Origin of the sequence: Micromonospora sp. ALFpr18c (genome assembly GCF_008868155.1) — a bacterium.
Classification (GTDB): Bacteria; Actinomycetota; Actinomycetes; order Mycobacteriales; family Micromonosporaceae; genus Micromonospora.
In genome coordinates, this window is record NZ_WBKR01000209.1 from 1 (window position 1) to 10,823 (window position 10,823).

12 protein-coding genes and 1 pseudogene are annotated in these 10,823 nt (G+C 70.7%); 9 read left to right on the forward strand and 4 right to left on the reverse strand.

The genetic code is table 11. The features are described from left to right. The 6 genes and pseudogenes from F8271_RS26595 to F8271_RS26620 form a co-directional block, all read left to right on the forward strand. Positions 1 to 195 (forward strand): annotated as a pseudogene (locus F8271_RS26595) (hypothetical protein); the annotation flags it as partial. A gap of 148 nt (positions 196 to 343) precedes the next feature. Next, positions 344 to 2,887 carry a bifunctional FO biosynthesis protein CofGH gene (locus F8271_RS26600; RefSeq protein WP_151492590.1) on the forward strand — a complete coding sequence of 848 codons (2,544 nt, stop codon included), beginning with the start codon at positions 344 to 346 and terminating at the stop codon, positions 2,885 to 2,887. A gap of 38 nt (positions 2,888 to 2,925) precedes the next feature. Further along, positions 2,926 to 3,204 carry a hypothetical protein gene (locus F8271_RS26605; RefSeq protein WP_151492592.1) on the forward strand — a complete coding sequence of 93 codons (279 nt, stop codon included), beginning with the start codon at positions 2,926 to 2,928 and terminating at the stop codon, positions 3,202 to 3,204. 51 nt (positions 3,205 to 3,255) lie between these two features. Further along, entirely contained in the window at positions 3,256 to 4,650 is a 1,395-nt protein-coding gene (locus F8271_RS26610; RefSeq protein ID WP_151492594.1) for a DUF4331 domain-containing protein, read from the forward strand. Positions 4,651 to 4,672: 22 nt separating this feature from the next. Beyond that, entirely contained in the window at positions 4,673 to 5,002 is a 330-nt protein-coding gene (locus F8271_RS26615) for a phospholipase (protein ID WP_151492595.1), read from the forward strand. A 468-nt stretch (positions 5,003 to 5,470) separates the two neighbouring features. Beyond that, positions 5,471 to 5,728, forward strand: coding sequence for a WhiB family transcriptional regulator (locus F8271_RS26620; RefSeq protein WP_007455784.1), 258 nt, complete (start codon positions 5,471 to 5,473; stop codon positions 5,726 to 5,728). Between the two features lie 34 nt (positions 5,729 to 5,762). Here F8271_RS26620 and F8271_RS26625 read toward each other — a convergent pair whose 3' ends face one another. Next, positions 5,763 to 6,212 carry a metallopeptidase family protein gene (locus tag F8271_RS26625; RefSeq protein WP_074316962.1) on the reverse strand — a complete coding sequence of 150 codons (450 nt, stop codon included), beginning with the start codon at positions 6,210 to 6,212 and terminating at the stop codon, positions 5,763 to 5,765. Positions 6,213 to 6,365: 153 nt separating this feature from the next. Here F8271_RS26625 and F8271_RS26630 point away from each other — a divergent pair, with 153 nt between their 5' ends. After that, the gene (locus F8271_RS26630; protein ID WP_151492597.1) at positions 6,366 to 6,731 is read left to right on the forward strand and encodes a DUF3499 domain-containing protein; all 366 of its coding nucleotides are present in this window, start codon (positions 6,366 to 6,368) and stop codon (positions 6,729 to 6,731) included. A gap of 5 nt (positions 6,732 to 6,736) precedes the next feature. Here F8271_RS26630 and F8271_RS26635 read toward each other — a convergent pair whose 3' ends face one another. Both F8271_RS26635 and F8271_RS26640 read right to left on the reverse strand, forming a co-directional pair. Beyond that, positions 6,737 to 7,171, reverse strand: a complete 435-nt coding sequence (locus F8271_RS26635; RefSeq protein WP_305069496.1) for an FAD-binding oxidoreductase — start codon at positions 7,169 to 7,171, stop codon at positions 6,737 to 6,739. Beyond that, a complete protein-coding gene (locus tag F8271_RS26640; protein ID WP_151492599.1) occupies positions 7,156 to 8,502 on the reverse strand; it encodes an aspartate aminotransferase family protein in 1,347 nt (448 codons plus the stop codon). Before F8271_RS26640 ends, F8271_RS26635 begins: the two co-directional genes overlap by 16 nt. A gap of 616 nt (positions 8,503 to 9,118) precedes the next feature. On the opposite strand from F8271_RS26640, the gene F8271_RS26645 reads away from it, so the two are divergent. Continuing rightward, a complete protein-coding gene (locus F8271_RS26645; protein WP_151492604.1) occupies positions 9,119 to 9,862 on the forward strand; it encodes a DUF5753 domain-containing protein in 744 nt (247 codons plus the stop codon). Further along, the gene (locus tag F8271_RS26650; RefSeq protein WP_151492601.1) at positions 9,853 to 10,056 is read left to right on the forward strand and encodes a DUF397 domain-containing protein; all 204 of its coding nucleotides are present in this window, start codon (positions 9,853 to 9,855) and stop codon (positions 10,054 to 10,056) included. Before F8271_RS26645 ends, F8271_RS26650 begins: the two co-directional genes overlap by 10 nt. 71 nt (positions 10,057 to 10,127) lie before the next feature. Here the strand turns inward: F8271_RS26650 and F8271_RS26655 are convergent, their stop codons facing one another. Next, positions 10,128 to 10,640 carry an Lrp/AsnC family transcriptional regulator gene (locus tag F8271_RS26655; RefSeq protein ID WP_151492603.1) on the reverse strand — a complete coding sequence of 171 codons (513 nt, stop codon included), beginning with the start codon at positions 10,638 to 10,640 and terminating at the stop codon, positions 10,128 to 10,130. Between the last annotated feature and the right edge of the window lie 183 nt (positions 10,641 to 10,823).

Sequence of the window (10,823 nt, forward strand, 5' to 3'; positions counted from 1 at the left end):
TCCCCGGCCGCCCCGCCGTTCGGGCAGCCGCCGTCGGCCGACCCGACGCAGACCATCCCGCGTCAGTCCGCTGCCCCGGCGCCCGGCGACCCGACGTCCGCCGACCCGACCCAGGCGATCCGCCGCCCCGCGGACACGGACGCCGACCGTACCCAGCACATCAACCCGGGCGAGCACCCCGACCAGCCGCGCTGAGCCGGCGCCAGCAGAGCTTCTCGATCACCGCCGCACCCCCAAGGGGTACGGCGGTGTCCGGGTCTGCCGTGAGCAGGAGCGGGTGCCGTTTCCCGCGCTGCGGGCCGGGCCTGGTGGTGCGGGCACGCGCGGCGCATAGGGTGAGCGGATGGTTGATCGCACCCACTCCGGCCCGAGCGACGCTGCCGTGCGGCGGGCACTGGGCCGGGCCGCGACCGGTCGGGCACTGGACGTCGACGAGGCGACCGCGCTGCTCTCCGCCCGCGGTGACGCGCTCGACGAGCTGCTCCGGGTGGCCGGTGGGATCCGCGACGCCGGCCTACGCGAGGCCGGGCGGCCGGGCGTGGTCACGTACTCGAAGAAGGTTTTCATCCCGCTGACCCGGCTCTGCCGGGACCGCTGCCACTACTGCACGTTCGCCACCGTGCCGCACCGGCTGCCGGCGCCGTTCCTCGACCGTGACGAGGTGCTGGCCATCGCCCGCGAGGGGGCCGCGCAGGGTTGCAAGGAAGCCCTGTTCACCCTGGGTGACCGGCCGGAGGAGCGCTGGCCGGCGGCCCGGAGCTGGCTGGACGAACGGGGCTACGACTCCACACTGGATTACCTGCGCGCCTGCGCGGTGGCCGTGCTGGAGGAGACGGGGCTGTTGCCGCACCTCAACCCCGGAGTGCTGTCCTGGTCGGAGCTGCAACGGCTCAAGCCGGTCGCGCCGAGCATGGGCATGATGCTGGAGACCACCGCGACGCGGCTCTGGTCCGAGCCGGGCGGCCCGCACTACGGCTCACCGGACAAGGAGCCGGCGGTCCGGCTGCGGGTCCTGGAGGACGCGGGCCGGGTCGGGGTGCCGTTCACGACCGGCATCCTCATCGGCATCGGTGAGACGCCGGCCGAGCGGGTGGACGCGCTCTTCGCGATCCGTCGCGCCCACCGGGAGTACGGCCACCTCCAGGAGGTGATCGTGCAGAACTTTCGCGCCAAGCCGGACACGGCGATGCGCGGCATGCCCGACGCGGAGCTGCACGACCTGGCCGCCACGGTGGCGGTGGCCCGACTGCTGCTCGGCCCGAAGGCCCGGATCCAGGCCCCGCCGAACCTCATCGCCGGCGAGTACGACCTGCTGCTGCGTGCCGGCATCGACGACTGGGGCGGCGTCTCGCCGCTCACCCCGGACCACGTCAACCCGGAACGTCCGTGGCCGCAGATCGAGGAACTGGCCCGGCACACCGAGCTGGCCGGGTTCACGCTGCGGGAGCGGCTGACCATCTATCCCGAGTACGTGCGCGCCGGCGACCCGTGGCTCGACCCGAGGCTGCTGCCGCACGTCAACGCGTTGGCCGACCCGAGTACCGGCATGGCCGTGGAGTCGGCCATGCCGCAGGGTCGCCCCTGGCAGGAGCCGGAGGAGGTGTTCGGCGGGCGGACCGACCTGCACGCCACCATCGACACCACCGGGCGCACGGACGACCGGCGCGGCGACTTCGACAGCGTCTACGGCGACTGGTCCGAGGTGGCCGGCAAGGTCACCCCCGAGGCGGTCGCGCGCCGGGCCGGCGTACCCCCGGTGCCGGCCCGCAGCGGTGCGGACCGTGACCTGGCGGCCGGGCTCAAGCTGGCCGCCGACGATCCGGCGGCGCTGCTCGACCCCGCCAACACCGACGCGGCGCTGGCGTTGTTCGCGGCGGACGGGCCGGCGCTCGACGAGGTGTGCCGGCTCGCCGACGACGTACGCCGCGACACGGTCGGCGACGACGTCACCTACGTGGTCAACCGCAACATCAACTTCAGCAACGTCTGCTACGTGGGGTGCCGGTTCTGCGCGTTCGCCCAGCGTGAGCGGGACGCCGACGCCTACCGGCTCTCCGTCGGGCAGGTCGCCGACCGGGCCGAGGAGGCCTGGGCGGCCGGTGCCAGCGAGGTGTGCCTCCAGGGTGGCATCGACCCGAAGATGCCGGTCACCGGGTACGCCGACATCGTCCGCGCCATCAAGGCCCGGGTGCCGGGGATGCACGTGCACGCGTTCTCCCCGATGGAGATCGTCACCGCCGCCGCGAAGGCGGGCGTGCCGGTTCGCGAGTGGCTCACGCAGCTGCGCGAGGCAGGGCTGGACACCATCCCGGGCACCGCCGCGGAGATCCTCGACGACGACGTGCGCTGGGTGCTGACCAAGGGCAAACTGCCGGCCGCCGCCTGGGTCGATGTCGTCAGCACGGCCCACGAGCTCGGCATCCGGTCCAGCTCCACGATGATGTACGGCCACGTCGACCATCCCGGGCAGTGGCTGGCGCACTTCCGGGTGCTGGCCGGCGTGCAGGACCGTACCGGCGGGTTCACCGAGTTCGTGGCGCTGCCGTTCGTGCACACCAACGCCCCGATCTACCTGGCCGGCATCGCCCGCCCCGGGCCGACCTGGCGGGAGAACCGGGTGGTGCACGCCATGTCCCGGCTGCTGCTGCACGGCCGGATCGACAACATCCAGTGCTCCTGGGTGAAGCTCGGCGACGAGGGCACGGTGGCGATGCTCCAGGGTGGCTGCAACGACCTGGGCGGCACACTGATGGAGGAGACCATCTCCCGGATGGCCGGCTCCGGTAACGGTTCGGCGCGTACCGAGGAGCAGTTGCGGGCCATCGCGAAGGCCGCCGGACGTCCGGCGCGCAAGCGATCGACCGCGTACGGTCACGTTCGGCCCTGAGGTCGAACCTTTTCCCGCCGCCGCCCGTACCACGCGGCATGACCAGTGATCAGCGGAAGCGGCCCTGGCCGCGACTGACCCGCCGGCAGACGTTGACCGCCGCGGCCAGCGCCACCCTCGGCGCCGCCGCGCTCACCGTGCCGGGTCTGTCGGCCGCCCAGAACGCGCCGGGCGCGGCTGGCCGGGCCGACGAGCCGATCGTCGTGCACCTGCGCGACGCGGCCTCCGGAACGATGGACGTCTTCGTCGGCGAGACCCGGATCGAGGTACGTGACCGCGGGCTGGCGGACCGGCTGCGGCGTGCCGCTCGGCGCTGACCCGACGCTCCATTCCCACCATCTGTCCCCGCCCAGTGAGGTTGGTCCGCCATGTCTTCCCACCGCGAGGCACCGGAGATAGCCAAGGATCCGGTCGCCGACAGCTCCGACCTGTACGCGTTCGTGAGCCCCGACAAGCCCGACACGGTGACGCTGATCGCCAACTACGTGCCGTTGCAGCTCCCCTCCGGAGGGCCGAACTTCTTCGAGTTCGGCGACGACGTGCGGTACGAGATCCATATCGACAACGACGGTGACGGCAGTCCGGATGTCACCTACCGCTTCGAATTCACCACCGAGATCACGAACCCGAACAGTTTTCTCTACAACACCGGCCCGATCGATTCGCTGGACAGCAGGAACTGGAACCGGCGGCAGTTCTACAGCCTGACCCGGGTGGCCGACGGCCGGGAGCATCGGCTGGCGCACAAGCTGCCCTGCCCGCCGTGCAACGTCGGCCCGCTGTCCACCCCGAAGTACGCCGATCTGGTCCGGCAGGTCACCTACACGCTCTCCACCGGGGAGCGGGTCTTCGCGGGGCAGCGCGCGGACGGCTTCTTCGTCGACCTGGGTGCGATCTTCGATCTGGGCACGCTGCGGCCGTTCCAGCAGTTGCACGTCGCCGGCAAGAAGATCTTCAAGGCCGAGGGGGAGCCGGTCAACGCCACCGACCGGATGAACGTGCACAGCCTCGCGGTGCAGGTGCCGCTGAACCGGGTGCGCCGGCGCGCCAGTCGGTACGGCGCGGCTGATTCGGCTTCGATCATCGGAGTGTGGACGTCCGCGTCGCGCCGGCAGGTCCGGGTGCTCGGCGACCGGGTTGCGGCGGACACGTCGACCGGCCCGTTCACCCAGGTCTCCCGGCTGGGCAATCCGCTGTTCAACGAGGTCATCGTGCCGATGTCCAAGAAGGACCTGTGGAATTCGCTGCCGCCGTCGGAGGACAAGCGGTTCGCGCAGTTCGTCGAGCGGCCCGAGTTGGCGGCGCTGCTGCCGGCGCTCTACCCGGACGTCTTTCCCAACCTGGACAAGCTCAACAAGGCGAAGAAGGCCCGCGCCGACCTGGTGGCGATCCTGCTCACCGGCGTGCCCGCGGGCCTGATCGACGGCTTCACCAACGCCGCCGGCGACGTGCAGGCCGACATGCTGCGGCTGAACACCGCGATCCCGCCGACCAAACGGCCGGACCGGTTCGGGGTGCTCGGCGGCGACCTGGCCGGCTTCCCGAACGGGCGACGGGTCGGCGACGACGTGGTCAGCATCGCGTTGCGGGCGATCGCCGGGGTGACCGTCCCGCTGGTGGACAAGACGTTCCGTCCGGACGCGGCGGCCGGCGCGGTCACGCCGGGGTTGAGCGCCGCCGACGTGACCGCCCCGTTCCTCGGCAACTTCCCCTACCTGGGTACGCCGTACGACGGGTTCAACAACCCGCCGGCGTCGTCCTGACCGGCGCGGAGGAGGAGTAGCGATGCACGAGCACGCGTACGGGCCGTCGGAGACCGGGAGCGTCGTCCTCGAACTGGGCGGTGAGACCGGCGCGTTGATCCTCTACACCGGCCGGGAACTGGATGGCCGGGAGATCGAGATCAGCCGGGGTGCTGACCGGCGGGTCCACTCGGCGGTGCGGGAGCGCCGGGTGCGGGACGGCTCGTTCCACAGTGCGGTCTATCCGGATCTGCCCGCCGGCATCTATACCGTCTGGTGGGACGAGGACACGTCCGTCGGCACAGTTTCTGTCCATGGTGGAGAGATTGCCGAGTTCGTGTGGCCCAGCAGCGGTTTTGGTGCTGCAGGCTGACCTCCCCGCGCTGGTTCCACCGTCGCGCCCCGTCCACATCGTGGACGGGGCGCGAACGTCGTCCTCGGCTCGACGGGCGGTCTGCGCCGCGTCGCGTTAACCTGTCCCCCACCAAGATCAGCTTTACGGGAGGGGGTCGTCCGATGTGTCTGGCGCCGTCATGGCGACGACTCGTCGGAGGCGCGCCACGGCAGAAAAGTCGGGCAACTCGCCGGAGAGGGCGTTACTCGGCCGGGGTCTGAATCGATAGGGCAGGTTGCGAGGCTGGACGACCCGAGTGGTCGGCCGGGGGTGTCGGGAGGGCGACCCCATTATCAAGTTTGGCTTGACGGCGCACGCATTACACGCGTGTAATTTGAATGGGGTTGTTCGCACGGAACGCAACAAAACGGGACCGGACGGACAAGCACGCCTTTCGCGTGGGGGTTGCAGCGGCGATGACGCCGGTGCGCGACAAGGAGGCATTTGATGGACGGCCAGCTTGAGGTGGCCGACCTGCTCGGAAACGCGCCGGAGTGGCAGGAGCGGGCGCTGTGCTCGCAGACCGACCCCGAGGCGTTTTTTCCCGAGAAGGGCGGCTCGACCCGCGAGGCGAAGCGAATCTGCTCGCGCTGCGAGGTCAAGACCGAATGCCTCGAATACGCTCTCGGGCACGACGAGCGGTTCGGCATCTGGGGCGGGCTCTCGGAGCGGGAACGGCGCAAGTTGAAGCGGCGGGCCGCCTGAGCGGTGCGAGTCGGGGCGGTGGGGGCCGCCCGGCTCAGGCCAGCTCGTCGGGGTCGACCCCGAGCAGGTTCGCCACCTGTTCGATGATCACGTCATGCACGAGGTCGGCGAGGTCCTCACGGTCCATCGCCCGGAACTCCAGAGGCCGCCGGTACAGCACGATCCGCGGCGGCACCTCCTGCCGGCCCGGGCGGCCGGGCAGCAGCCGGGCCAACGGGACCTCGCCGTCCTCCAGCACGTCGGAGTCGTAGACGTTCAGGTCCGGCGGGACGTCCTCGACCGCGAACTCGACGCCGGCCAGCTCCTTGGCGAACCGCCGCTCCAGCGTTTCGACGGTGTCCAGGACCAGGTCGTCGAAGACCTCCGCCTTCGTGCGGGCCAGCGGTACGGTGGCCGGCACGAGCCGTCCGCGCAGGCCACGCCCGTGCCGGTCGCGGTGCGCACGGCGACCGGAACCGGGGCGGCGGTGTTCCGGACTCGTCATGAGGGAAAGCGTAGCCCCCGCTCCGGGCTGGTCAGCGGCAGCGCCGCCCGCGTGGCGCGGCGCGTACCGGACCGGTGAATTGTGATCACCGCGACGGGCGTGTCGCAACGCGAAGCGATGCGCCGGACCCGGTAATGGAGATACCCTGCCGCCGTGAGGTCACCACGGCGCTGCTCCCGTAACGGCTGCCCCCGGCAAGCGGTCGCCACATTGACCTATGTCTACAACGAGTCGACGGCGGTGGTGGGTCCGCTGGCCGCGTTCGCCGAGCCGCACACATACGACCTGTGTGAGCCGCACGCCCGCAGCCTCACCGCCCCCCGCGGCTGGGACGTGGTCCGGCACGAGGGTGAGTTCGAGCCGCCACCGCCCACCACCGACGACCTCGTCGCGTTGGCCGAAGCCGTCCGTGAGGCCGCCCGTCCCGCTCCCCGCCCTCCGGAGCCCGACCAGACCCACGACAACCCGCACCAGACCGGCCGGCGCGGCCACCTCCGGGTGATCCCTCCCAACCACTGATCCGATCAGTGGCCGAGGAGGCGGGAGAAGGCTGCCGCCCGTCGGGAGGGGCGGTCGGTTCGGGATTCCGCCGCGACCACCCGGCCCACCTCGCGGACCGTGTCCTGGATGGCCCGCTGCATGGCGATCGCCGCGTCCCGGCCGTGCCGGCGGGCCAGCCCGGTCAGTGACGTGGGCAGGAGCGCGGAACACCAGCCTCCGTTGCGGCCGGAAGCCCCGTACCCCGCGATCTCCTTCTCCAGGACGACGACCCGCAGCGAAGGGTCGGCGCGGGCCAGGTGGTACGCCGTCCACAGCCCGGTGTAACCGGCCCCCACGATCACCACGTCGACGTCTGCGTCGCCGGGCAGTGCCGGCCGCGGGGTCAACGGTTCGTCCAGGGTGGACAGCCAGTACGACAGGTCCCGGTAGCGACCGGCGCCGCTCAGAGCCGCGCCCATGCCTCGGTGAGCACCGTGCGCAGGATCTGCTCGATCTCGTCGAAATGCTGCTGCTCGGCGATCAGCGGCGGGGCGAGCTGCACGACGGGGTCGCCCCGGTCGTCGGCCCGGCAGTAGAGCCCGGCCTGGAACAGCGCGGTGGACAGGAATCCGCGCAGCAGCCGCTCCGACTCGGCCTCGTCGAACGTCTCCCGGGTCGTCTTGTCCTTGACCAGCTCGATGCCGTAGAAGTAGCCGTCGCCCCGGACGTCGCCGACGATCGGCAGGTCGTGCAGCTTCTCCAGGGTGGACCGGAAGGCGTCCTCGTTGGCGCGTACGTGCCCGACCAGGTCCTCGCGGGCGAAGACCTCCAGGTTGGCCAGGGCCACCGCGCAGGAGACCGGGTGCCCGCCGAAGGTCACCCCGTGGGCGAACATGCCGGTCTCGGTGAGGAACGGCTCCATCAGCCGGTCGCTGGCGATCATCGCGCCGAGCGGGGCGTACCCGGAGGTGATGCCCTTCGCGGTGGTGATGATGTCCGGTTGGTAGCCGTAGCGCACGGCGCCGAAGTACTCGCCGAGCCGACCCCACGAGCAGATCACCTCGTCGGAGACGAGCAGCACGTCGTACGCGTCGCAGATCTCCCGGACCCGCTCGAAGTAGCCGGGCGGGGGCGGGAAACATCCGCCGGAGTTCTGCACCGGCTCCAGGAAGACCGCCGCGACCGTGTCCGGACCCTCCCGCTCGATGGCCCGGCCGATCTCGTCGGCGGCCCAGCGGCCGAACGCCTCGGCGTCGTCACCGTGCTCGGGCGCCCGGTAGAAGTTGGTGTTCGGTACCTTGATCGCGCCCGGCACCAGCGGCTCGAAGTCGCTCTTGATGCCCGGCAGGCCGGTGATCGACAGCGCGCCCATCGAGGTGCCGTGGTAGGCGATGTACCGGCTGATCACCTTGTACTTGTTGGGCTGACCGGTGCGCTTGAAGTAGGCGCGGGCCAGCTTCCATGCCGCCTCGACGGCCTCGGACCCACCGGTGGTGAAGAAGACCCGGTTGAGGTCGCCCGGGGTGAGGGTGGAGATCTTCTCGGCCAGCTCCACGGCCTTCGGGTGGGCGTACGACCACAGCGGGAAGTAGGCCAGCTCGCCGGCCTGCTTGGCGGCGGCCTCGGCCAGCTCGGTGCGGCCGTGCCCGGCGTTGACGACGAAGAGCCCGGCGAGCCCGTCCAGGTAGCGGCGACCCTGCGCGTCCCAGACGTACGCGCCCTCGCCGCGCACGATGGTCGGTACCTCGCTGGCGGAGTAGCTCGCCATCCGGGTGAAGTGCATCCAGAGGTGGTCGGTGGCGTTGGCCATGTCAGCCCCATCGGTCCGTCGGGCCGGTCAAAGGGGTGAGGCCGGCCGCACTGCCAACGGTTATCGCACAGTCCGGGGCTCGGAGGCAAGTGGTATCAGTGGTGTTATGAGGCCGAAGCAACGGAATCAGCGAGCGGTTTCGGTCTCAGCAACGGATTCCGCATCGCCGTGCGGCCCTGTCGGTAGGGGGCGCGACGCTGTAGAGCTGCCCCAGATCTGGGGCAGCCGCCTGGCGCACTGGCCCCCTGGCGCCGCGCTTATTGGTTGATCCACTCCGGTTCGCCGATGTCGGGGTATCGGGGCGTGGTTGATACTGCGTTTTCGGCGATGTCGAGTGGATCACCATCAGGGCCGGCGTGGATCGGCATGGATCGGCGTGGACCGGGCTCGGGACGCTCGCGGGACACCTTCGGGGCAGGCGGGGGCATCCTGGGTGCGCCCCAACACGTCCCACCGCAACACGCCGGTAGGCCGCAGACACGAGCACGCAGCGTGGCTAACGTGCGCCGCAACGTGCATGGTGACGCGTCGCAGCGCGTCTAATGGGCGGGGATCCCCGCCACGGCACGCAGGAACGGTGGGAGGATCGGTGGCGAACGAGGCGTTGCGGGTGGCGATGGCCGAGGCGGGGGAGACGGTCGAGTCCCTGGCCGAGAAGGTCCGCGTCGACCCCAAGACGGCGGCACGGTGGCTCGCTGCGGGACGGATTCCGCATCCGCGTACCCGGATCGCGGTGGCCGAGGTCCTGCGCCGGGACGCGGCAGACCTCTGGCCGGAGCCGTTCCGCCGCCGCGACCTGCCGTGGTTCCGACCGTGGGCCGAGCTGGAACAGGACGCCGCCTCGCTGCGCTCCTACCAGCCGCTGCTCGTGCCGGGCCTGCTCCAGACCGAGGGGTACGCCCGCGCGATCCTGAGCACCGGTGGACTCGTCGCACCGTCCGAGGTGGACGAGATTGTGGCGAGCCGTATCCAGCGGCAGGCGATCCTTCGGCGCGATGCCCCTCCGCAGCTCGTGGCGGTGATCGACGAGGTGGTGCTGCGCCGGCCGGTCGGCGACCGCGCCGTGATGGCCGGTCAACTGGCCCACCTCGCAAGAGTGGCTGAGGGGGAGCACGTGCAGGTCCGCGTGATCCCGGCCGAGAGTCCGTGGCACACCGGTCTGGCTGGACCCTTCGTCCTTGGTCGGCTGCCGGACGGGACGGAATTGGCGTATCTCGACAACCAGCTCCGTGGTCAGGTCGTGACCGATCCTCTCGACGTCGCTAACCTGGGACGCAGGTGGGAGAGCGTCACCGGTGAGGCGTTGCCCCAACGTCAGTCGATCGAGCTGATCAGGGAAGTGGCCACGACATGGACATGACCGACGCGCGCTGGCGCACCGCGACCCGCAGCAGCAACAACGGCGGTGACTGCGTCGAGGTGGCCGACAACCTGCCCGGCCGGGTGCTGGTGCGCGACAGCAAGGACCGCGACGGCGGCACCCTGACCTTCGCGCCGACCGCCTGGACGTCGTTCGTCGGCGCGGTGGGCACAGTCCGCGCGGCCGGGCGCTGATCCCCTCGGATCACGGAAATCGGGGCATCAGCGCAGCGCGGACACCCCGACTTCCCGCCAAGAAGTGAGCGTCAGGCCGTACCCCAGGTGTAGGTCTGCTTGCGCAGCTTGAGGTAGACGAACGCCTCGGTGGAGAGCACCCCGGGCACCGCGCGCAGTCGTTGCAGGATCTCCAGCAGGTGGTCGTCGTTGCGGCAGACCACCTCGGTGAGCAGGTCGAACGACCCGGCTGTGATGACCACGTAGTCCACCTCCTCCAACTCGGCCAGCCGGTCCGCGACCGCCTCCAGGTCGCCGTCGGTGCGCAGCCCGATCATCGCCTGGCGGGGGAAGCCGAGTTGGAGCGGATCGGTCACGGCGACGATCTGCATCACGCCGGAGTCGAGTAGTCGCTGCACCCGCTGGCGGACGGCCGCCTCGGAGAGCCCGACCGCCTTGCCGATGGTGGCGTACGGTCGGCGGCCGTCCTCCTGAAGCTGTTCGATGATCTGCTTGGCCACGTCATCCAGCAGAGCGTGATTGGCGCCTTCACGGACAGCGACGCGCCGACCGCCGTTGTTGCTGTCCTGCTGCCGGTTCGTCATCGTGCGCTCCCCATGTCCCGAATCGTGATGTCGCGCGTGTGTCCCCGCGCAGTCTGGCGTATTTCGTCGTGCATCGCTAATCCCGCAACGGAATCCCTTGTAAGGGAGGGGTCCTCATGTCAGGATCAGTCGTCCATGGCAACTGACCCTCCCGACATTCCCGCCGGCGCGCCTCCCCCGTCC